The following is a 22,799-nucleotide window of genomic DNA, read 5'->3' as shown; positions in this document are numbered from 1 at the left end:
TTATTTTTTCGAATGATTACTTGTCAGCCTTGTATGGTTCATGAGCTAACATTTCGTCTAATTCACCTTGGTACTTATCAGCCAATGCCTTTGTAGCAACCTTCATGTTAGGGTTAAGAAGATAAGTAAAGATTGCACGCATAGCAGTCTTCCGGTTTTCTGCTTGATCCCAAACAATTGAATGTTCACCATCAAGTACTGAATCAGTGACTTCTTCACCACGACTTGCTGGAAGGCAGTGCATGAACTTAACATCTGGATTATTGGTCTTAGCTAATAATTCATCGTTAACTTGGTATTTAGGATAGAAGATCTTCATGTATTCATCCTTTTGTAATTCCTTATCATACAAACCGTACCAAACATCTGTGTAAATGAAGTCAGCACCTTCAAGGACACTTTCGTCATCGGTAATTTCAATTGTTGCACCAGACTTCTTAGCAATTTCTTGTGCACGCTTAAGATCTTCTTCAGGAATTTGCTTACCCTTTGGACCAAATTGAGCGAAATTCATCCCCATTTGAACTGCAAAGTACATTGTTGATACACAAACTTGAGTTGCATCCCCAACAAAGACAATCTTGCAATCTTCCAACTTCTTACCTGCTGGCATGTGTTCTTCGATTGTAGTTAAATCACCAAGTGCTTGTGTTGGGTGGCTTTGGTCACTCATAAAGTTAACAACTGGAACCTTGGAATATTTACCCAAATCCATAATTTCTGAATGACGGTTAACCCGAGCACCGATAATATCAAGTAAACGACCAAGAACATGACCAGTATCATCTAATGATTCATGTCCACCTTCACCTAATTGAATTTGACCTGGTGCAAGGTAAAGTGCGTGACCGCCTAATTCAGTCATTGCAGCTTCGGCAGAGTTACGTGTCCGAGTTGAAGTTTGTTCAAAAATCATCCCCAATGACTTGTTCTTCAAAAGTGGTGGGTAGTAACCATCTTTAATAGCAGCCTTGATCTTTAATCCAAGATCTACCATGAATTGAAGTTCTTCTTTACTGTATGTATATGTATCGATATAATCCCGCTTTGACATAATTAACAGCTCCTTATATTTGTTGATTTCTTCTTTACGGTTATTATGTTAAACTATGAACTATCATTTTGGAACCGTTATCAACCCTTATGCAACGGCATTTATCAACCTTAAACACGTTTCATTTGGTGAAACATGTTTCATCGATTTAAAGTCATATACAACAAGTTCTCCATTTACCAACGAGTGATTATTTCTAATAAATATTCAAAAAAGAGCCCGATAATTGTAACAATTATTAGACTCTTTATTTGATTTCTTGATTATTATCGCTATTTGAAAGAAAGCTACTCAAAATGCAACAAGCTTTTTAAATCCCTATGCCTTCTTCGCAATAAATAGACGTGAGCTGAAGTCAGAAGGATCTTTCTCTGGCTTTGTCCGGTCCATAATCCGCGGAACAAAGTAACCAGCATTCATTAATTCAGCACCAGAGAAGCGTTCTTTACCGTCATTAACAGTGTAAGTAGCTTCTGGATCAAGTCCAGTAAAGTAGACCCGGATATATGCTGGGTTAGCGCCGTTAAGGATTTGGAACCGTGCCAAGATTGCTTCACTCTTGTCTGCGTTAACAACTTGCCAGTCATAAACGTTATCATTTGCGGTATCAGCATTGTCTAAGCGGTAGAACTTACCAAATTGGAAGAGATGCCGGTACTGCTTGTAGAAGGCAACTTGCTTCTTAATGGTTGCCAGTTCATCAGCGGACATCTTAGTAATATCCAATTCATAACCAAAGTCACCAAAGTAAGCCACAGCAGCACGAGTATCAAGTGAAGTTAACCGACCAACTTGGTCATTTGGTACGGCAGATACATGCGCACCCCACATGTTTTGAGTGTAACCATATGAAGTTCCATCTTGAATCTTAATCCGTTCAACAGCATCAGTGTCATCACTGCACCATGCTTGTGGAGCGTAGTACATCATTCCTAGGTCAAAGCGACCACCACCGGAAGCACAGGATTCAAAGAGAACATTAGGGAATGCTTCAGTCAAACGAGCATATAGTTGGTAAACTCCCAAAATGTACCGGTGAGGGAATTCTAACTGTTGATCAGCTGGTAATTGAGCGCCGAACATTTCAGTAATATTCCGGTTCATATCCCACTTGATGTAATCAAGCTTGGTTTGCTTAATGATTGCACTAATGTGATCGTAAAGATAGTCAACAACTTCTTGGCGAGTCATATCAAGGACGTACTGGTTCCGTGCTGGTGTACCATGACGACCTGGAGTTGCAATCATCCAGTCAGGGTGCTTTTCATACAACTTACTATCAATTGAAATCATTTCTGGTTCGAACCAGAGGCCAAACTTCATTCCCTTATCATGAACTTTGTTAGCAAAGCCGCTAATTCCGTTACTGAACTTCTTTTGGTCAACGAACCAGTCACCTAGACTAGACTTGTCGTCGTCCCGATGGCCAAACCAACCATCATCTAGGACAAACATTTCGATCCCTAATTCGTGGGCCTTATCAACAATCTTCATTAACTTAGCTTCGGTAAAGTCCATGAAGGTTGCTTCCCAGTTATTGATCAAAATTGGCCGATCTTGGTGGGCAAAGTGTTGGTTAATAATGTGATCTTGGTAGAATTCACCTAATTGTTGGCTCATTTGGTTAAGCCCATCACTGGTATATGTCATTACTGCTTCTGGTGTTTGGAAACTTTCACCATTGTTTAACTTCCAGCCAAAGCCATCAGGATTAATTCCCACAAGAACCCGGGTGGTATCGAATTGATCAACTTCTACAGAGTCGAGGAAATTACCAGAGTAGATAAAGTTGAAACCAAATGCAGCCCCTTGGTTATTATCAGTATTTGGACGAGCCAATGCAAAGAACGGATTGTGTTGGTGACTTGAAGCAACCCGCAAGCTACTAATACTTTGTACTCCTGGACGAAGTGGTGTCCGCATTAAGTGACGTTCACGAGCCCAACTACCGGAGAATTGTAACATGTCATAATTACGATCTGGCAAATCAAGTTGCAAACTCAAAGCACGGTCTAATGTCACAGCTTCTTGGCCATGATTGATGAATGTCGCACTCCGCACAATCACGTCTTCTTTTTCAAAGACTGTGTAATGAAGTTGGAGAGTAAGGTTAGCTAACTTATCCTTAAAGGTAACAGTTAATGTCTGAGCATCGTCACCCTTGTCATCAAATGATGATGGCATGTTAGCAAGACGCTTTTTACCATCTTCCACTTCATAACCGGTGTATTCAAATTCAGAAGTACGTGCTCCGTTAGCGTAAGTAATCCGATATGCTGGGTAACGATAATCACCCTTACCTAAACCGGCGTACTCTTGCTTAATCAGTTCTAATTGAAAGTCATTTTGTTCAACCGTAAGAGTATTTGTACAATCATGTTCCTCACGACTAGCTAAGTTTGGATAGTCGCTCTTTACCGGAATCTTGGGACCATAATACAATTGTCCCGCGTTACCATTTTCCAAAATCTTAAAGACATAACTCGTTTTGTTTGTCTGTAAGTGGAATAATTGATGTTCTTCATTAACATGGACACTCATTTCAAATAACTCCTTTATATTATTGTAAGCATTTACATTACAATTATAACCTTGTTTTTAGGTGATCACTAGTCAGATTATTATCGCAGTTACATTCTGTATCCGCTTTCAGTGATTTAAGTTCATTATATTGGAGTTTTATTTATCGATCCATGGCATTTGCGTTTCAAAGGATGGCTTTATAATAAAAAACAAATTGACATATTCTCTAGATCAATCGTACGATAATAAACAGTATCAATTAGTTATTTGTTAACAAATACCCATGTTAGTTGTAGAGGGGATTACAAAATGGACGATCAGTACAAAAACTTTTCCCGCAAAAGTTTTGAAAGCACCATTCTCTTTATCGGGCAATATAGTTGTCCACCAAATTACTTTTATCGTGGTAATAACGTTCGCGACAATTACGTGATCCATTTTATCCAAGAAGGACAAGGAACATTTTCATCCGCTAACCATCCAGCAGTAACTTTGAAACGCGGCGACGCCTTTATCCTACCTAAGGGGGTTCCTTGTTTCTACCAGGCCGATGGTGAAAAGCCGTGGAAATACTTTTGGATTGGCCTATCAGGGACCAAAATCAAAACGATGCTTTCTGGTTCGCAACTATTCACGAAAAGATACTTACGTCAGGTCCAAGATAGTGAATTCTACAAACACTTGCTTCAACTCTATCAAGCACTCAAACAACCAAGCTCACTTCCAAATGATATTCGAGTAGAAGCATTAACCTACCAGATGTTTTACGATCTCGTAACCGAATACCCCGCAAAGAAGCAACAGTTAAACAACAAAGCTGCCAACCAACTCCAACTGGCTGAATACTATCTCAAAGAAAACTACCAGAATGTTACCTGCAACATTGAAGACCTCAGCCATCACTTAAACATTTCCCGAAGTTACCTCTATACCCTTTTCAAAAATCATTTAAGTATTTCTCCACAAAAGTACTTAACCCAGTTACGGATGGAAAATGCTAGTCAGCTCCTCCGTACCACTAATGAATCGGTCCAGGCAATTTCCCGACAAGTCGGTTATAAAGATGAATTCACTTTCTCCAAGGCTTTTAAACGGTATAGCGGATTTAGTCCTAAAATATATCGTCAAAAGGTATCCTATTAATTTGCATAACACAAAAAACACTGAACATCCGCATCTTACGAATGTTCAGTATTTTTTTAGTGTTTATTAGAAGAAATTGCTTTCCTGTATTTCTGAATGATCAGGAGTCGACTTATTCTCCTTGAGTAAATTCAAATTCTGGGAACCAAATCTTAATTTCCTTAGTAGCAGATGCTGGTTCATCAGAAGTGTGAACGATATTCCGCAGGTTACCATCTGGCCATTCACGACCGTAGTCACCACGAATAGTTCCCCATTCGGCTTCAACTGGGTTAGTTGCACCGGCCATGTTGTGGATAGCCTTAATAACATTGGTTCCTGAAACGACAATTCCAACAATTGGGCCTTCAGTCATGTATTCAAGCAATTCAGGGAAGAAAGGCTTGTCAACCTTGTCTGCATAGTGTTGACGGAGCAATTCTTCGGTTGGTTGAATCATCTTTAAGGCTTCAATCTTGTAGCCTTTTCGTTCAATTCGGGTAATGATTTCCCCAATATGGCGGGTCTTAACACCATCGGGCTTTACTAAAACTAATGTGTATTCGTCTTTTACCATGGCGAAACATCTCCTCACATATCAATCTAACATATCTAGACTAACATAAGTCAATTTATAATGAAAGCGCTTTTTCAATTATTTTACTAGCCTTTTACCTTATTAATTCATGCTCAATCGTTAGCTGTCGACTAGCTTTTTCATTAATAGCAGTACTTACTTGGCCGTTACTAATCATCGTCAGATCATGCATTGATCGAGTAGCCATTGTATAGAGCATCCCAATTTCATCGGTTCCCTTAAGGTTTGCTTGCGAAACATCGTAGGCAATCACTGAATCAAATTCAAGCCCTTTAGCCAGATAAACAGGCAGAACTAAGATTCCGCTTGGCAGCTCCGTATCGTTCATGTCCAACAAGTGAACATTGGAAAATTGGCGCCGCAACTGACGGTAGGCTTGCTGGGCTTGCTCTTGATTCTTAGTAAGAACGGCAACCGTTTCGTATTGTTCTTGGTACTTTTCAACATTATCTTGCAACGCCTGTCCAACAGCATCAATTGAAGAACGAACCAGGAGTGCTGGTCGTTGTCCATGACGAGTAAATGACATTATTTGATCACCATCAGGCAACAGTGCTTTAGCAAAGTCCGTAATTTCCTTGGTCGATCTGTAGCTTCGTCGTAACGAAATCAGATTAGGATGCTTAGCAACTAGGGTCTTACTCAGGCGTTCCAATAATTGCTCAGGTAGTTCTAACGGCTTAAACAATGCCTGTTCACTATCGCCAAGGACGGTAAACTTTGCTCCGGGAAACGCATGATGCAGATAAATCATCATGGCTACTGAATAGTCCTGCATCTCATCAATAAAGACATACTTGAATGAATGATTCTGCCCAGTCCCCATTAGCAAATCGCGCAAGTACATCAGTGGAGCCGCGTGCATCATTTCTAAACGGTGCATTTCTAATTCATTACTATAATTAGCAATCATTTGCTGCCATTCGTTCTGATGAATCTCTTTAGGCAGCGATAACTGTCGCAACCAATTTGTGTACTGACTATAAATATCAATAAAGTAGTCATTATAAATTGCATCGGCGACAATCCTTAGCCGCCGTTTTGCCCAACGATATGCAAGGTAGGCATATTGTTCATCTTCATCCCGAAAATCGTCAACCGTCTTTTTACTGTATAAATTATGAAGCTGCTGAGTATCAAGGCTATCCAGTTCCTTAGCTACCCAATCCTTTTTTGCTTCTTTTTTTACTCGTCGCTGAAGTTCGCGGATCAATTGATTTTTTAACTGAACCATTCGATTAGCAGCCTTCATTGCATTTGGCTGTTTTTGGTAAAGTCCTTGAATATGTTCCGCAGTAAAAAAGACCCGTCCTTCAAAAGTAATGTTACTAAATTGAAGCTGTTCATCCATTAGGTGGGTGACATAGCGGTGAATATCACTCATTGCCGGTTGACTTTCTAAGAAGTCGGCAATTCGTTGATCCTGCTTCGATGCTCGTTGACGCTTTTCATACCTCTCAAAAATATTTTCTACCTGTAAACCCTCAAACCGGCGCCGAACAAAACCCGACATCGTCACTTGACGCATGTTTCGTTCCCCCAGGCTCGGTAAAACTTGAGAAATATAATGGCTAAAAAGCCGGTTGGGACTAAAGAGGACGATCTGATCAGCGTTTAATGCGGTTCGACTATGATACAGAAGGTAAGCAATCCGTTGTAAAACTGCTGAAGTTTTCCCCGACCCGGCAACCCCTTGTACTAGCAAGAGATCACTATGGGTATCACGAATAATATCATTTTGTTCCTGCTGGATCGTTGCAACAATATTATGCATGTATTGATCATTTTGCTCACCAAGAGCGGCCTGGAGTAATTCATCCCCCACCGTTTCATTAGTATCAAACATGTTAACGATCCGCCCATCTTTAATGGTAAATTGGCGTTTCTTAATTAAGACCGTTTCTCTAATTCCATTCGGTGTTTCATACCGTACCTCACCTAATGTTCCGTTATAGTAAACACCCGAAATTGGTGCCCGCCAATCGTAAATGAGGAAGGCAGTTTTATCATCATTCATTAGCGAAGCCGTTCCAATGTATAACGTTTCTGGCTTATCCTTACCGGGATCCTGAATATCAATCCTACCGAAGTATGGTGTCCGCTTAAGGTTTTGGAGTGTCTTTAACTGCCGCCGAAGGATCGTTTCACTCTCAGCTGCTCGTGAAACTAACTGCCGCTGCTGTTCAATCATTGCTCGTGATTCAGCAATATCATCAATTTCGTACCGGTTAATTGAGGCGTTTTCACTGTAGTTCTTTTCAACTGCTCGAGTTTCTTTGTGAGCATCAGCAAGTGCCTTTTTAGTTTCAGCTATTTGCTTGTCGATCTGTTTCATTACTAAATCGACCCGCTGCTGCTCAATGTGTCGTTCTTGTTCTTCGTTCACACAAAAACCTCCTCTAAATCAGTCTAACTATTGTAGCACCATTTAATCTTCCCCATGAAGCAAGGCAAGTTCACTCTGGAGATTAGCAATTGTCGGGTAAGCTGGAGCCAGTAATTTTTCAACCTGGCGAAATACCGGAAGAAGTTGCTTATAAACCGCAACTGCCTGTGGTTGTGGATCATATTCTGTTTCATCACCGAGATAATTTGCTACAACATCATAGCTACTGGCAATCCCGATACTTTGCATTACCAGAATCGCTGCCCCAAGACATCCTGATTCAAAGGAAACCGGGACATTAACTTGACAATCTAAAATATCTGCCAACATTTGCTGCCAAACTTTTGACCGGGCAAAGCCACCCGTTGCCGTAACAGACTGGGGCTTGCCAACCAGCTTAGTCACCGCTTCAAAGACACTTGCAATGTTAAAGTTAATCCCCTCAAGAACTGCCCGAAGCATATCGGCCCGTGTATGCAGTGCAGTCAGGCCAAAGAAATCACCGCGGGCATTAGCATCCCAAATTGGCGCCCGCTCACCACCTAAGTAAGGATGAAATAGCAGACCGTGACTCCCAGTCGGTGTACCTTCAATTATCCGGTTAGCAAGTGTATAGCGATCAACTTGCTCGTTCTCTAGGGCCCCCTGATCAATTAGGTGGTGAACTGCCCATTGAAAAACATCCCCGCCATTATTTAACGGGCCGCCAACAATCCAGTGTTTCTTGTCTACCATGTAACAAAATAGTCGTTCTTCTGGATCAATCACTGGCCGATCCGTGATTACCCGAACGGCAGCTGATGTCCCGATTGTAATGGCAATTTGATTAGGTTTAATTGCACCAACCCCAATGTTAGAAAGCGCACCATCAAAGGCACCATATACAAATGGCGTGCTGTGTGGAACATCCATTTTCTGTCGTTCGCTTTCTACCATCACTGTCTCTTGGGAAGTTGGCTCAGCGAGAAGCGGTAGTTGTTTTTCATCAATCCCAGCTAATTGTAAGGCGGCCTGATCCCATTTCCCGGTATGAATATCTAATAAGCCCGTACAACTCGCGACAGAAAGATCAACCTTGAATTTTTTAAACAAGCGCCAAAAAATATACGATTTAATATCTGCTACATGGTGCGTTTGGCGAAAGAGCTCCGGTCGTTTACGCCTAATCCAGATTAACTTAGCTAAGGGCGTCATCGGATGGATTGGCGTCCCCGTCTTCTGGTAAAGCTGCTTTCCTTCTGGTGTCTCCTTCAGCTTCACAGCATCTTGGCGGGCACGGGTATCAGCCCAGGTAATAATTCTGGTCAAAGGATGATAATGTTCATCAAGCAACAGTAAGCTTTGATTAGCCGTTGAAAAAGCAACGCCAAGTAATCGGCCCGTTTTTAAATCAGCCCGGTGAATCGCTGCCCGGATTACCGTTTCAACTGCTTGAAAGATTTCTTCTGGATCCTGTTCCGCCATTCCCTGGGAGTCACGGTAAATGGGGTAATTCTTAATAAAATGGCCGATGATCGTTGTATCTTCATCATACAATACTGCTTTAGTCGCGGTTGTCCCAACGTCAATCCCAATTAAATATTTCATTTTTTCATCCCTCTCAGCATTCAAAGGAGGTCGGCAAATTTTACTTCTCACCGACCTCCTTTATCTGCAAAATATTCTTCTATTCAGTAACCTCATTTGCTTTTACTAAAGCATGTTTCAAGATAAATGGTGCTAAAACAGTTGCCACAATAATTACCGTTATTACATCAGAATAATACATTGATGACAAGAGATGTGCTTGATAGCCGATTTGAGCAGTGATCAGCGCCATTTCACCCCGAGCAATCATTCCGCTACCAACAACATATGAACTGTTAAAGTTAAATCCTGAAAGATAAGCTCCAGTACCACACCCGACTAGCTTAGTCAGGCAGGCAAGAATCGTCATCACAATCACAAAAACAAACGACTCATTTAATCGATCAATTCGCATGTTTAAGCCGACACTCACAAAGAATAACGGGATAAACATTGCATAGCCAATTGGAATAAAGCTTCGGTTAATCGTTTCTTTCCGGTGGGTATTAGCAACAGCGATCCCAGCAAAGAAGGAGCCAACCGCCCCGCTTAAGCCAACATAATCAGCAAGTGCTGCCATCCCTAAACAGATGATCATCGCCATTACGGACGGCGACGCAACAGTCAATAGCCGCTCACTGAGGTGCATCATGTATGGAGCCAGCCACTTAACAACCAGGTAAGTTCCACCAAAGAACAGGACCTGGAGAAGCAGGACTGCCCATAACGGCTGACCGCCAGTTTTTCCTTCAGCTTGGTTAACCACACTAATCATGATACTTAAGAGGATCACGCCAATAATATCATCGGCCACAGCGGCCCCTAAAATTGTCGCTCCTTCACGACTATCCAACCGCTTGAATTCCCGCAGAACCGCAACCGAAATGCTCACTGAAGTTGCGGAAAAAATAACCCCGATGAAAATTGATTCAAGGGTTGTGAAGCCGAAAAAGTAACTTGCGGGAGCCATAATTGCAATCGGAACCACAACGCCGACAATTGCCACAACCACTGCCGGTTTAAGGTATTTTTTCAATAACGAAAGATCACTTTCCAAGCCGGCAATGAACATTAGAATAATTACCCCAATTTCTTGAAACTCGTTCATCATTGAATTGAGGTGGACCCAGTTCAATAGCGCTGGACCTGCAATAATCCCAACCAGGATCTGCCCAATAACCTCGGGAATTTCGACCCGTCGACAAAGATGCGCTACTAATTGGGTTGCTAGCAATAATCCCGCTAGCGTTGCAATAAATTCCATTAAAAGACCTCCGTTCCCGTTCATACCTAATTAAAACCATATTGTACCATACTAACCCTAATGACAGCGCTTCTTTAGAATTGTGAAAGGATCCTGAAAAGAATATAATTGGAACGTGTAGATTGAAAGTGAAGAAATGAATTCATCGACTGACACAGGAACAATCCTGCGTGCAAAAGATATTTTACGAAAACCCTTTACCGCTGAATTCTTACGCTATGTAATTCCTGGGATTTTAGTGGGCGTTATTACCGGATTAGTCGTTGGTACCTTCCGGTGGATTATTGATCAAACACTAATTCTTTTAACAATTGTGTACCCTTATCTGGGTAGCCACCCGCTGATGATTATTCCATATATTTTGGGAACATTAATTGTTGTCTGGCTAATTGCAAAGATAATCCGTCCTGAACTGTTTGATGTCGTTGGTTCTGGTGTTCCCCAGATTGAAGCAATACTAATCGGTAAGCATCAAATGAATTGGTGGAGTGTCCTCTGGCGGAAGTTTGTCAGTGGACTTCTAACCATCTGTCCAGGGCTTTTTCTTGGTCGAGAAGGCCCGTGTATTCAAATTGGTGCCTGTATTGGTCAAGGATTTGCGGAAGATGTTTACCACTATCAGGATACTGAAGAACGCGATCTGCTAATCAAATGCGGGATTGCCGCTGGATTGTCCGCTGCTTTTAGCGCTCCCATTGCCGGAACTGTCTTCCTGCTTGAAGAAGTCACTCGGCATTTTAATTTCAAGGTAATTGCAGGGGCTTTAGCTGCCGCAATTTCTGCCGATCTAATGACAATCCTCTTTTTCGGAACAAAGCCGTGCTTAGCAATGCCAATCTCCGCGCGTTTGCCACTATCATCATACCCATGGCTGATTTTGGTTGGGATCGTTATTGGTGCAGGCGGCTACCTTTTCCAATACGGAATGCTTAATCTTGGTTGGTGGTACCGTAAATTTACCATTCTTCCCAACTACTACCACAGTATTCTCCCGTTGCTTCTTGTTATCCCCGTTGGTCTATGGAATTGCCATATTCTTGGTGGGAGTCATAATTTCATCATGTACATCACGCGAATGTCATTGAAGGCAAACTGGCTGTTAGTTCTAGGAATGCTCATCCTCTTCTTCGTTCTGCGGTATACCGGAACGATGATTGCTGCTGGTGCTACTGTTCCTGGTGGTATCTTTATGCCGATCTTTGTTCTCGGTAGTGTTCTCGGCGCGATTGCTGGAATCATCCTGATTCACTTTGGTATTGTTCCGGCAAGTTGCTACCTAAACCTAATCGCAATGGGAATGGCAGCCTACTTTGGCGCTACTGAAGGAACCCCCATTTCCGCAATTCTCCTCGTTACCGAAATGGGCGGTTCAGTTGACCAAATTCTGCCAATGACCATTCTCACCTTCATCGCTTACTTCACCAGCATGACCCTCGGCTCCAAGAACTCCATCTATGAAGCATTGAGGATGGAAATGTTAAACAGAGTGTGAGCAGGGACGAATTAGCAACTGAGCACTAGAAAATCCCGGACGATGATTGACTTGCAATCAAGTCCGGGATAGCTAGGCGGAAGTTGCGGTCCCTGCGAACACATTTAATAGAGTGTGAGCCAGCAAAGGGCTTGCGGAAAGCTAGCAATTTCTCCTGACGAAGGCGTCTTGCGTCTAGGAAGGAGTTTGCTAGCTCTAGCAAGACCCTGGCGAACACATTTCGACTCAGTTATCTAGAACGTTAGCTCGAGCAAGTAAAAAATCAGACAAATGTCAAACGGGACTGTGACATAAGTACTTTTACCAAGTTCAAATACGAACAGCGCGGTACGCAAATGGGTTCCAGTGTCCGGTATAACCGAACTCTGGAACCCTATTTGCGCTCGCGGGGGCGTGAAAACGAAGTCATAAATGGCTTCTGTCACGCTCCCGTTTCCTTATTATCCTAATGCTTGTTGGATGTCAGCAATCACATCTGCTGGATCTTCTAAACCAACAGATAGTCGTAATAGTCGTGGCGTAATTCCCAGTCGTTGCCGTTGATCAAGTTCCACATCAGCATGGGTTTGGTAGTACGGAATTGTAATTAGACTCTCAATTCCGCCTAGACTTTCCGCAAAGGTAATCAGCTTTACATTGTCTAAAAGTTTGGCAACGTCAGCTTCATTTTTAAGGTAAAAACTAATCATCCCACCCTTTCCCGGATATAGGACCTGCTCAATTCGAGGATCCTGTTTAAGATACTTAACCACTTCTTGAGCGTTTTTTGTGTGTTGTTTTACCCGAATATTTAAAGTTTTCAGGCTCCGTAACAATAGCCACGAATCAAAAGAATCCAAGGTATCACCAGTCGTAATGTAGTATTCAAAATATTGTTGAGCAAGCTGCTGGTCCTTACAAACTAATATTCCTCCCAAAAGATCATTATGCCCTGATAAATACTTGGTTGCGGAATGGACAACAGCGTCTGCGCCAAGTTCTAACGGTCGTTGATAAACCGGTGTGTAGAAGGTATTATCCACAATTACTAAAATCCGGGAATCCTTTTTATGGACCGCAGTAGCGATTTTAGCAATATCAAGTTCTTTCATTGTCGGGTTTGAAGGTGTTTCTAACCAAATGATTTTCGTTTGGGGAGTAATTTTAGCGATCAAATCCTCAACCTTTCTGCCATCCCATTGATCAAAATTAATTCCAGCATGCGAATGAAGGTAACGGAAGTAGCGGAAATCGCCTCCATATAAATCATCCAGTGAAATTAACTGATCACCAGTTTTTAAGATGCTTAAGGCTAGTTGGATCGCAGCCATCCCTGAACTTAAAGCAAAACCACGCTGACCGGCTTCAAGCTTTGCCATTGTTTGTTCAAGTGCTCGACGATTAGGAGTCGAAATTCGGGAATATGTATAACCCTTGCTTGGATCAAAATTTTTAGCTTCTTCAAGGGAATCGTGGCGGTAGTTCGAAGAAAAATATAACGGTAGAGCAACCGCTTTTTTGTCGTCAATATGGTTTCCTGCTTGTGCCGCAATCGTTTCAACCGAATATTTACACATAGTAATCATTCCCCCTATTTTCTTGACTTTGCAATGGCTTGTTGAATGTCGGCAATCTGATCATGAAAATCTTCGATTCCTACCGCCATCCTGATTAATCCTGGTTTAATTCCGGCTGCTAACTGCTCCTCAGGACTTAATTCGGCATGGCTCATTTTACTTGGCAATTCAACCAGGCTCTCAACTGCACCAAGACTAACCGCTAGTTTAAATAAGCGCAGGTTGTTGACAAATTTAACTGGATCAACACTTTCTGTTAACTCAAACGAGAACACACCGCCGGCCCCCTTAGCTTCCTGACGTAATTCCTGGTAGCCTGGCAAGCCTTTAATACCAGGATAATAGATCTTCTTAACCTCGCCTAAGCCTTGCAAGTAGTTAACTAACTCCTTAACATTAGCAATTTGACGGTCTAGGCGGAGGCTCAAAGTCTTAATTCCTCTTGCTAATTCATTACTATCCTCAGGTGACAAAATGCTGCCGAGAGCATTCTGAATAAAGTAAACCCGCTCAGCTAATTCACGATCCTTGACGATCACTGCCCCTGCTGAAACGTCAGAGTGCCCTGATAAGTACTTAGTGGCACTATGAATTACAATGTCAGCTCCCAAAGTTAACGGTTGCAATAGGTATGGACTCAGAAATGTGTTATCAACAATCGTCAACAAGTGATGCTGCTGGGCTAAAGCAGCAACTTTTTGCACCGATGTTACTTGCAATAGCGGATTGGTCACTGGTTCAAAATAAATTGCCTTAGTATTGGGCTGAATCGCTGCTTCAATTGCCGCGAGATTACGGGTATCAACAGCAGTAATCTTCAAACCCCAACGTTCAAAAAATTGGTGAAGCAGGCGAAAGGTTCCGCCATAGATTTGATTGCCAACGATTAGGTGGTCGCCTTGCTTAAATATTGCCAGAGCTGCATGGATAGCAGCCATCCCGGATGAAAAGGCAAAGCCAGCCGTTCCTTCCTCTAACGCTGCCAGTTGCTCTTCCAAAGCACGTCGGGTCGGATTACCAGAACGTGAATAATCATCCTTTACCGGTGCACCGATTTCGGGATACGCAAAAGTAGTCGCTTTGTAAATAGGAGTGGTCACCGCTCCAGTATTATTATCATGTTGTGCTGGCGCATGAACCAGTTTTGTATCAAATCTCGTCATCGCTCTCTTCCTTTCGTATAAACAAAAACGCCCCTAAGTAGTATTGAAACTACCTAGGGACGTCAACAACGTGGTACCACCCAATTTCACTGAATTAATCAGCCTCAACAGCACTCAACTAGAATGCCAGGGATGGTAACGGATCCTTCCGGAAAGCTAGCCATTACTGACCGACTTTCAATTACTCCGAGCTCATCTTCAGAATAATTACTCTCCCACCTTTTCACCATCAGCGGTCACTTTCTGAGAGCTTTTATTCTTACTCTTCTCATCAACGTATTATTATAAAATCATTAGAAAAATTAAATTATAATTAGTATAAAGGGCGATTTTTAAATTGTCAAGAAGAAATTTAAGCCGTCTGGCGGAGTTGAACCGCCGTGTCACCCTTACCATGGATGTGCTCTACCTATCTGAGCTAAGACGGCGATTAAAGTATAACCGAAATTGTTAACAACTTGCAAGCAGGCTAATCTTTAACATTTCGGTAATAACTCAGCCAAACAATGATACTAAAAATCGTCAGAACAATAAACGCGTGTTGGGTTCCAATTGCGGTTGATAATGTCCGATTAACTTTAAGCTGTGCTTGGCTACTAGCAACGATCATCGCAGCAATTGACGTTCCCATTGCACCGGCAAACTGCTGAAGAGTGTTCAGGATTGCATTTCCCTGTGCCGTTTCTGAAAAACTAATAGTCCTGAGTGCGCTTGTCATTACGCTCCCCATGCACATCCCCATTCCTGCCATATAGAAACAATAAACAGTTGCAATTATGCCATTACTCATTTGCCGACTAATTACAGCAAAAACAAGCAGGGAAAGGAAACAAAGAGTCATTCCCAAAAGAATCGGCCGTCGCGCACCAAATCGATCAAGAATTTTACCACCAAGCGGTGCGAAGACTGCCCCAGCAAAACCCGCTGGCAAAACAACCAATCCGGCAATCGTGGAAGTATTACCGTTAACTAACTGGATATAGTTTGGTAAAAGAAAGGCAAAGCCAAGCGACATGATTTGGGTAAGAAAGAAACCAAGAACATGACCAGCAAACCGGTGATTCTTAAATAGACGCAGATCTAACGTTGGCGTTGCGATTGTAAGTGAACGCCACGTTAGGCCAATCATTCCAATAATTCCAAGGCAGAAAGCTCCCAGAACATTAACACTCATAAAGGGGACGCTTCCGACATTACTAAAACCATCAACCAATCCGCTAAACATGAACATAATCATCAAAAGGCTAAGGAAATCAACCCGTTGTTTTCTAATGGCAGACTTCTGCTGAATTCCCCAACGTCCGAGGATAAACGAAACAACCATAAATGGGAGAAGAATGTAAAAGATCCACCGCCAATTCAGTTTGCTAGCAATGATCCCACCAAATGTCGGTCCTACTGCTGGGGCAATTCCTGTAATTAAATTTCCGATTCCCATCATGAAACCAATCTTACTTTGCGGAACCTGTTCCATAATAATATTAAACATTAACGGTAATGCGATTCCTGCACCAACCCCCTGAACTGCCCGTCCCAAAAGCAGCAGGGTAAAGTTGGGCGCAAAGGCATCAATTAATAAGCCACTAAAGAAAAACAGGTTTGCTACGGTAAAAAGGGTCCGGGTTTTATACGAGCTTTTTAAGACGGCTGAAAGCGGAACAACGATGGCAACAATTAATAGATAGATTGAAGTCATCCACTGTACTGTATTCGTGGTTAAATTAAATTCACCCATCAAAATTGGGAAAGTAACGTTCATCGCGGTTTCAACAATCACACCACAGAATGACATTAAGCCCGTCGCAACAACGGCCGCAACTACCCTAGGCGGAATTGGTTCATTTTTGGTCATTATCTTCATCCTCCCCAATTATAAATTTCAGAATCTCTTTGAACTGACGAAGTTCCTCAGCAGTAAAGTTGGTTCTTAATCGTTCTTCAGATGCTAAAATATAATCCCTAACTTTGGGTGCTAAGTCTCTTCCCTTTGCTGTCAATGTAACTACCTTTTGTCGTCGATCAGTGACTGACTGTCGCTGCTCAATCAAACCCTTTTTCACTAACCGTTGAATAATTACTGTCGTTGTTGACCGTTTAATATTGAATTCCCGCTCCAACATGTGTTGATCACATTCTTGACTCTCACAGTTAGCCATAAAGTCAATTACCGACATCTGCGTTCCGGTCAAATCATACTGCTGGACAAAACGGTTAAATTCTTGATTCAGGCTATTCGTTGCCATTTTTAATAATCGACCAATTAACTCCATCAAAAAATCTCCTATAGCATTTAGTTAGCTGTCTAACAAAATATTATAGGAGATTATCTTCAATTATTAAAGTGATAATTTACCAGCCTAATTCATCAGCATTATCCGGCAGAGTTAACTTCCCGGCTGCTTCTTCTGCAAATGCCTGGTCAAGCATTCCAAAGGCTCGGTCTAATTCTTCCTCAGTAATTACCAGTGGTGGTTGGAACCGAAGAATATTACCCCGAAGACTGATGATAATTGCACCAAGTTCGAAGACACGGTACATGATCCGCGTAGTTGCTGCGGTATCACCCTTACCTGTTTGCGGATTAACAATATTAATTCCACCATCTAGGCCGTACATCCGGACATCACCGATAAAGTCATATTTCTTTTGCTCACCTTCAAAGAACTGCTTAGCCTTCTCACCTAACTTAGCTGAGCGTTCGAGAAGGTGTTCTTCTTGGATTACATCCAGAGTAGCATTAGCAGCCGCTGTGGTTACCGGGTTCCCGGCAGTTGTATAAACGTTAGCAGGTGCACCAAGAGATTCCATGATCTCCTTTCGTCCAATAACAGCACTCAACGGCATCCCAGAAGCTAGCGACTTACCAACTGACATCAAATCAGGTTCAATTCCAAAGTGTTGGATTGACCACCACTTACCGGTACGTCCCATTCCTTGGTTAACTTCATCAACTGCAAAGAGGATCCCATTTTCCTTAGCAAATTGATAAATCTTTTTCATAAATTCTGGTGGCGTCTTAACGATTCCACCATCACCCTGAATTGGTTCAATCAGGATTGCGGCTACCTCATCAACCGGTAAGTAAGTTTCAAATGGCAACTTAAACATCTTAAAATAGCGATCAACAAATTGCTCCTCTGATTCATCAGGAAGCTTATCCCATGGATCAGGGAATGGTACTTTAACAACTCCTGGAAGCAATGGTCCCATTTTCCGTGCCATGTTTAGGGAAACGCTAGAAAGAGTCATTGAACCGTATGTGGAACCATGGTATGCCCCCGTAAAGGAAACAATATACTGACGACCAGTAGATGCTCGGGCAAACTTAATAATGGCATCATTTGCATCAGAGCCGGAATTCCCCCAGGCAACTTCCACTGGACCTGACATCGGTGCTAATTCTGCTAATCGCGGTGCCAACCGTGCCGCTTGACTATTCGCAAAATAAGCTGGCGTATACTGAATAATTTTAGCTGCTTGATCCTGAATTGCCTTAACAACTTTCGGGTGGCAATGCCCGGTGTTGGTAGAACTAGCACTTGCTAAGAGATCAATGTACTGATTACCATCAACATCAGTTAAAATGGCTCCACGCCCACTGTCAATTACGATATCGTAATATTTAACCCGTGCTGCTGTGGCAAATGCTTCACTTTCTTTTGCTAAGATCTTGTGGTTATTTTCCATTGATCCCATTAGCAATTCCTCCAATCTTATTTTGTTGTTAGTAAATGATTGTAATTTTCTTGGGTAAAAGTTTAGGCAACAGTTCACACTTTAATTTTTCTTACTAAGGTATGAATGACGAACCCCGTAAGCGAAGTAGATGACTAGGCCAAGGACGAACCAGATGCCGGCGTATAGTTTAGCTTGATAATCTAGTCCAAGGAAAACCATCAATGAGGCCAGAAAGCCAAGAGCCGGAAGAACCGGATAAAGCGGTACCTTAAATGCTGGATCGTTAATATCCTTACCCTCACGACGACGCAATGGGTAAATTCCGATTGAAACGAACATAAATGCAATTAATGTTCCGGCAGAAATCAATTGTGAAAGGAACGCGAATGGGAAGAATGCCCCAATCAAGATCCCAACAATCGTTAAAGTCCATAATGCCCGGTTAGGCCGATTACTCTTGTCAAGCTTACCAAGCCACTTTGGCAACATTCCATCACGACCAAATGAGTAAATCAACCGTGATCCGGCCATGCTCATTCCGATCAATGCGGTGAACATCCCCACAACAGCAATTGTTTGAACAACAGTTGCGACACCGCCGTGACCAGCAGCCCGGAGTGCCAACCCAACTGGTTCAGCACTATTTGCATATTTGCTATATGGAAGCATGCCGACAAGAACTAAACTAACGGCCACAAACAAAACAACGGCAATTACAAGTGAACCAAGGATCCCCCGTGGCATGGTCTTTTGCGGATTAATAGCTTCTGCAGAGTTAGCAGCGATTGAGTCGAAACCAATGTATGACAGGAAAATCATTGAAACACCAGCATAAATTCCTTGCCAACCACCGAATGGTCCATTTGTGGTCTCGTGATACTTGGGAACAAATGGAACATAGTTAGCAGCATGCAAAGCAGTTAAGCCAACAACGATAAACAGTAAAACAGCGAAAACCTTCAATACAACCAAAACATTCTCAACTCGGGCTGCCCGAGAAACCCCGCGAGAAATCAATGCAGCTACTAAAGCAATCACAACAACTGAAACCAGGTCGACGATTCCGCCATCAGTCCCAAAAGCATTTGATAATGATGCCGGGAGCTTCAACCCCAGTGGAGCAATCAATGCCCGAAAGTTCGCTGATAATCCGGAACCAACAAAGGCTAATGCGATAAAGTATTCAGCAAGAAGTGCCCAACCGGCGATCCAACCAAAGAACTCACCAAAAACAACGTTAATCCACGAATATGCTGAACCAGCAAATGGCATTGCTGCAGACATTTCTGCATAAGCAAACGCAACTAGTCCTGCAACTACCGCGGCAAGTAAGAACGAAATTGCTACGGCAGGTCCGGTATGCATCGCTGCCACTTCACCAGGAAGAGTGAAAATAGAGGTGGAGACAATTGTACCGACCCCAAGTGCTAAAAAGTCCCGCACCTTTAGTGAACGAACTAGATGCCCGTCTTTATTGGCATATACTTGCGGGTCTTCTTTTCGGGTAATTGTTTTCCAAAAACTCATAACCATTCCTCCTTATCTATTAAATTTAGATTAGAATAATAAGAAAACATTAACTTATTCTAACAACCGATTGCACATTGGTCAATTGTTAATTAAATAAATATTTTATTTTTACTCGGTAATTCGTTTATGAAAGAATTCTAATTATTAAAATAAAAAGGCTTTTCAGAAATGGGGAATTCTGAAAAGCCTTTAATTAGAGATCAATCTAGCAGGTCTCATAGGGCATGTCTAAGCATCATTAATTTAATTAGAGTGGTTGATAACTACTTACGACTCAGGTTAATTTAGGGGGTAAGCGTTTTAGTTTAGATAGTGTGTACCTAAGTCATAGCAACAGCCAATATTATTGTTTTCGAAACCACAGTCATGGGGAGGCGACAATGATCTCATTTAAGGATAAAGCACAAGCTAATTAAATTAAATTCAGTTTAAACATGATAACTGAAAAATCATCATATATACAATGCGATCTAGTAGAACTACTAAATCATAAAATATTTTCAGTTATAAACCAAGCAATAACATTATTTATCGCTTGTTCATCTTTAGTTATACCTTCTTATGACAAAAAAATCAAGTAATAGCTCAATTAATGTTCAATCTTTTTTGGCTTTAAGACAGTAAAAGCATGTACTGCCACGCATGTTTTCGTCTCACTATCGGATGATAACTAATCGCCTATTAATTGTTTTAAAAAGCGTTATTTGTTTTATAATAAAAGAAAATATAAGGAGGATCTTTCATGCTCACAGATAGTGAAATTGTCAATGCCATTCATCAAATGCGCGCCATGTTTCCCGAAGCTGGAACAACGTTAAAGGCCGACACAACTTTTCATTTCTTGTTAGCAACAATTCTTAGTGCACAATCAACGGATAAATCAGTTAATATGGTTACTCCGCCACTTTTCGCCCGCTACCCAACACCTGAATCACTAGCAAGTGCCGAGCCCGAAGACATTGAACCATTTATTCAATCACTCGGCCTTTACCATAATAAAGCTAAATACCTTGTTAAAGCCGCTCAGGGAATTGTGACTAATTTTAATGGTGAAGTTCCCCACACAATGAAAGAATTAACTAGTTTAGCCGGTGTCGGCCGTAAAGTCGCTAACGTTGTCCTTGCAGAGTGCTTTAATATTCCTGCCTTCCCTGTCGATACACATGTTAGTCGGGTTGCACGACGTTTAGGAATGGTTAAACCGAACGCAACCGTTTTACAGATTGAAAAGCGCCTAAAAGAGGCAGTTCCCAAAGATGAATGGCTAGATGCTCACCACGCAATGATCTTTTTCGGCCGCTACCAATGTACCGCTAAAAATCCTAAATGTACTAAGTGTCCCCTTCTCCCCATCTGCAAATATGGTCGAGATAACGTCTTTTAAGATGACTAATACTAAATAAATTGAAACTTAAAAACCAAGAATTGTGATAATTTGTCATGACTCTGGACTTCATTGTAAAAAACAATAGCTACCCGGTTGGTGAATTAATCATCAATCGGGTAGCACTTCTTTAATTTTTCTCAAGTTTTCCCTCAAAAACTTTTTAGTAGCTTAATCGTTTTTGAAAATATTCATTTACTATTAGCAATCATTTAAGCTTAAGGTGATTTTAGAAATCGTTAATGGGAGATAACAATCGTGAAAATAAAGAAAATTGATTTGTTGTATAGTGCTCCGGTAGAAGATGGCTGGCGACCATCATTTTGCCGAATTTATACTGATACCGGTCTGTATGGGGATGGTGAAGTTGCTCTTTCCTATGGTGCTGTTAGTCATGCTGCATTTGCAGAAATGCATGATTTGGCACCGTTGCTAATTGGGATGAATCCGTTAGAACACGAAGTAATCTGGGAAAAACTATATCGGCAGAGTTTCTTTGGGTTAAACGCGGGGCCTGTCATCTTTGGCGCTATTTCGGCTTTTGATATTGCCTTGTGGGATATTAAGGGTAAATATTATCATGCTCCCTTACACGAATTATTAGGCGGTGAGCAGCAACGGCGAGTACGTGCTTATGCGAGTCAGTTACAAATGGGCTGGGGAGTTGGTCGCCATCATGCTGGCCAACCGGCAGACTATGCGGCTAATACCCGGATTGCGGTAGAAAAGGGATTTGATGCTGTTAAAATCAACTTTTTGACTTTCGATGAGGAAGGCCAGCCAGTTAACCATATCGACCAGGAGAATCTCTTAACTAGCGACTACCTAAATTTGGTTCACCGACGTCTACATGCAGTTCGTCAGGTACTTGGCCCCAATGGCGATTTAATATTGGAGAACCACGCACTGACTGGTAAACTGGCAGCCATTCGTTTCGGCAAACTGGCTAAACAGTATTCACCATTATATTATGAAGAACCAGTCAAACCAGATCCTCAACTCTTAGCCACTGTGCACCATGAAACTGGTCTCCCAATCGCTTCTGGAGAACGTTTATATTCTCGTTGGGATTTCAAACGGGTATTTGATCAGGGAGCCATTCAAGTTGCCCAACCGGATATTGGAACTGCTGGTGGGGTAACGGAGGTCAAGAAGATCTGTGATTTAGCAGCAATTTCTGATATTGGTGTCCAAATCCACATTACTGGTAGTAATTTGATGACGGCAGTTTCCTTAAACTTAGAAGCAACCTTACCTAATTTTGTTATTCACGAGTATAACGTTAATACAGCAATGCCAAAAATGTTAGCATTGACAAAGTATGATTATGAGCCAGAAAATGGTCAACTAACTGTACCAGATCGTCCTGGGATTGGCAACGAACTTTCTACAATGGCCTTCAAAAATAGTCATATAATTACTGTGAAATAAATTAAACCCTCAGTATCCATCATTTGAATACTGAGAGTTTGATCTGTCAAAT

The 22,799-nt window shown here is 41.9% G+C and carries 16 protein-coding genes and 1 tRNA gene; 4 read left to right on the top strand and 13 right to left on the bottom strand.

What is annotated here, in order from left to right; all coding sequences use genetic code 11:
• Window positions 1–16: 16 nt before the first annotated feature.
• Entirely contained in the window at window positions 17–1,054 is a 1,038-nt protein-coding gene (gene ptcA / locus N4627_RS00970; RefSeq protein WP_260964827.1) for a putrescine carbamoyltransferase, read from the bottom strand.
• Window positions 1,055–1,372: 318 nt separating this feature from the next.
• Window positions 1,373–3,595, bottom strand: a complete 2,223-nt coding sequence (locus N4627_RS00965) for an alpha-galactosidase (RefSeq protein WP_260964826.1) — start codon at window positions 3,593–3,595, stop codon at window positions 1,373–1,375.
• 291 nt (window positions 3,596–3,886) lie between these two features.
• Here N4627_RS00965 and N4627_RS00960 point away from each other — a divergent pair, with 291 nt between their 5' ends.
• Complete coding sequence (locus N4627_RS00960) at window positions 3,887–4,720, top strand: AraC family transcriptional regulator (RefSeq protein WP_260964825.1); 834 nt, start codon at window positions 3,887–3,889, stop codon at window positions 4,718–4,720.
• Window positions 4,721–4,832: 112 nt separating this feature from the next.
• Here N4627_RS00960 and ndk read toward each other — a convergent pair whose 3' ends face one another.
• The 4 genes from ndk to N4627_RS00940 form a co-directional block, all read right to left on the bottom strand.
• Window positions 4,833–5,276 (bottom strand): nucleoside-diphosphate kinase, encoded by a 444-nt coding sequence (ndk, locus tag N4627_RS00955; protein WP_260964824.1) that lies wholly within the window; start codon window positions 5,274–5,276, stop codon window positions 4,833–4,835.
• 94 nt (window positions 5,277–5,370) lie between these two features.
• Window positions 5,371–7,683, bottom strand: coding sequence for an RNA polymerase recycling motor HelD (gene helD / locus N4627_RS00950; RefSeq protein WP_390893937.1), 2,313 nt, complete (start codon window positions 7,681–7,683; stop codon window positions 5,371–5,373).
• A gap of 42 nt (window positions 7,684–7,725) precedes the next feature.
• A complete protein-coding gene (locus N4627_RS00945) occupies window positions 7,726–9,270 on the bottom strand; it encodes a gluconokinase (RefSeq protein ID WP_260964823.1) in 1,545 nt (514 codons plus the stop codon).
• A gap of 79 nt (window positions 9,271–9,349) precedes the next feature.
• Window positions 9,350–10,513: a cation:proton antiporter gene (locus N4627_RS00940; RefSeq protein WP_098044815.1), complete on the bottom strand. Its 1,164-nt coding sequence runs from the start codon at window positions 10,511–10,513 to the stop codon at window positions 9,350–9,352.
• Between the two features lie 136 nt (window positions 10,514–10,649).
• Between N4627_RS00940 and N4627_RS00935 the strand changes: the two genes are divergently transcribed.
• Complete coding sequence (locus N4627_RS00935) at window positions 10,650–12,005, top strand: ClC family H(+)/Cl(-) exchange transporter (protein WP_124031666.1); 1,356 nt, start codon at window positions 10,650–10,652, stop codon at window positions 12,003–12,005.
• Window positions 12,006–12,445: 440 nt separating this feature from the next.
• Here N4627_RS00935 and N4627_RS00930 read toward each other — a convergent pair whose 3' ends face one another.
• The 7 genes from N4627_RS00930 to N4627_RS00900 all read right to left on the bottom strand — a co-directional run bounded on the left by N4627_RS00930 (window position 12,446) and on the right by N4627_RS00900 (window position 19,929).
• A complete protein-coding gene (locus N4627_RS00930) occupies window positions 12,446–13,570 on the bottom strand; it encodes a trans-sulfuration enzyme family protein (RefSeq protein WP_098044817.1) in 1,125 nt (374 codons plus the stop codon).
• Between the two features lie 5 nt (window positions 13,571–13,575).
• Complete coding sequence (locus N4627_RS00925; protein ID WP_240410717.1) at window positions 13,576–14,724, bottom strand: trans-sulfuration enzyme family protein; 1,149 nt, start codon at window positions 14,722–14,724, stop codon at window positions 13,576–13,578.
• 355 nt (window positions 14,725–15,079) lie between these two features.
• Window positions 15,080–15,152: transfer RNA gene (locus N4627_RS00920), tRNA-Thr, on the bottom strand.
• 41 nt (window positions 15,153–15,193) lie between these two features.
• Window positions 15,194–16,576, bottom strand: coding sequence for an MFS transporter (locus N4627_RS00915; protein ID WP_040531779.1), 1,383 nt, complete (start codon window positions 16,574–16,576; stop codon window positions 15,194–15,196).
• Complete coding sequence (locus N4627_RS00910; protein WP_260964822.1) at window positions 16,563–16,994, bottom strand: MarR family winged helix-turn-helix transcriptional regulator; 432 nt, start codon at window positions 16,992–16,994, stop codon at window positions 16,563–16,565. The genes N4627_RS00915 and N4627_RS00910 overlap by 14 nt, the downstream gene beginning before the upstream one ends.
• Window positions 16,995–17,073: 79 nt before the next feature.
• The gene (locus N4627_RS00905; protein WP_040531776.1) at window positions 17,074–18,420 is read right to left on the bottom strand and encodes an aspartate aminotransferase family protein; all 1,347 of its coding nucleotides are present in this window, start codon (window positions 18,418–18,420) and stop codon (window positions 17,074–17,076) included.
• A gap of 81 nt (window positions 18,421–18,501) precedes the next feature.
• Window positions 18,502–19,929, bottom strand: coding sequence for an APC family permease (locus N4627_RS00900; RefSeq protein ID WP_040531773.1), 1,428 nt, complete (start codon window positions 19,927–19,929; stop codon window positions 18,502–18,504).
• 745 nt (window positions 19,930–20,674) lie between these two features.
• On the opposite strand from N4627_RS00900, the gene nth reads away from it, so the two are divergent.
• Both nth and N4627_RS00890 read left to right on the top strand, forming a co-directional pair.
• Window positions 20,675–21,316: an endonuclease III gene (gene nth / locus N4627_RS00895; protein WP_098044821.1), complete on the top strand. Its 642-nt coding sequence runs from the start codon at window positions 20,675–20,677 to the stop codon at window positions 21,314–21,316.
• Window positions 21,317–21,574: 258 nt separating this feature from the next.
• Window positions 21,575–22,747 (top strand): mandelate racemase/muconate lactonizing enzyme family protein, encoded by a 1,173-nt coding sequence (locus N4627_RS00890; protein ID WP_260964821.1) that lies wholly within the window; start codon window positions 21,575–21,577, stop codon window positions 22,745–22,747.
• The last annotated feature ends 52 nt before the right edge of the window (window positions 22,748–22,799 follow it).

The organism is Limosilactobacillus vaginalis, from assembly GCF_025311515.1.
Classification (GTDB): domain Bacteria; phylum Bacillota; class Bacilli; order Lactobacillales; family Lactobacillaceae; genus Limosilactobacillus; species Limosilactobacillus vaginalis.
Note: the sequence above shows the minus strand (reverse complement) of the source record. Positions and strands in the feature narration are given on the sequence as shown.

Excerpts from the sequence above, each read along its gene's own strand:
- N4627_RS00925 (WP_240410717.1), bottom strand. The coding sequence starts at position 14,724 with ATGACGAGATTTGATACAAAACTGGTTCATGCGCCAGCACAACATGAT.
- N4627_RS00945 (WP_260964823.1), bottom strand. The coding sequence starts at position 9,270 with ATGAAATATTTAATTGGGATTGACGTTGGGACAACCGCGACTAAAGCA.
- N4627_RS00935 (WP_124031666.1), top strand. The coding sequence starts at position 10,650 with ATGAATTCATCGACTGACACAGGAACAATCCTGCGTGCAAAAGATATT.
- N4627_RS00900 (WP_040531773.1), bottom strand. The coding sequence starts at position 19,929 with ATGAGTTTTTGGAAAACAATTACCCGAAAAGAAGACCCGCAAGTATAT.
- N4627_RS00905 (WP_040531776.1), bottom strand. The coding sequence starts at position 18,420 with ATGGGATCAATGGAAAATAACCACAAGATCTTAGCAAAAGAAAGTGAA.
- N4627_RS00965 (WP_260964826.1), bottom strand. The coding sequence starts at position 3,595 with ATGAGTGTCCATGTTAATGAAGAACATCAATTATTCCACTTACAGACA.
- nth (WP_098044821.1), top strand. The coding sequence starts at position 20,675 with ATGCTCACAGATAGTGAAATTGTCAATGCCATTCATCAAATGCGCGCC.
- N4627_RS00910 (WP_260964822.1), bottom strand. The coding sequence starts at position 16,994 with ATGGAGTTAATTGGTCGATTATTAAAAATGGCAACGAATAGCCTGAAT.
- ndk (WP_260964824.1), bottom strand. The coding sequence starts at position 5,276 with ATGGTAAAAGACGAATACACATTAGTTTTAGTAAAGCCCGATGGTGTT.
- ptcA (WP_260964827.1), bottom strand. The coding sequence starts at position 1,054 with ATGTCAAAGCGGGATTATATCGATACATATACATACAGTAAAGAAGAA.
- N4627_RS00930 (WP_098044817.1), bottom strand. The coding sequence starts at position 13,570 with ATGATTACTATGTGTAAATATTCGGTTGAAACGATTGCGGCACAAGCA.
- N4627_RS00915 (WP_040531779.1), bottom strand. The coding sequence starts at position 16,576 with ATGACCAAAAATGAACCAATTCCGCCTAGGGTAGTTGCGGCCGTTGTT.
- N4627_RS00960 (WP_260964825.1), top strand. The coding sequence starts at position 3,887 with ATGGACGATCAGTACAAAAACTTTTCCCGCAAAAGTTTTGAAAGCACC.
- N4627_RS00940 (WP_098044815.1), bottom strand. The coding sequence starts at position 10,513 with ATGGAATTTATTGCAACGCTAGCGGGATTATTGCTAGCAACCCAATTA.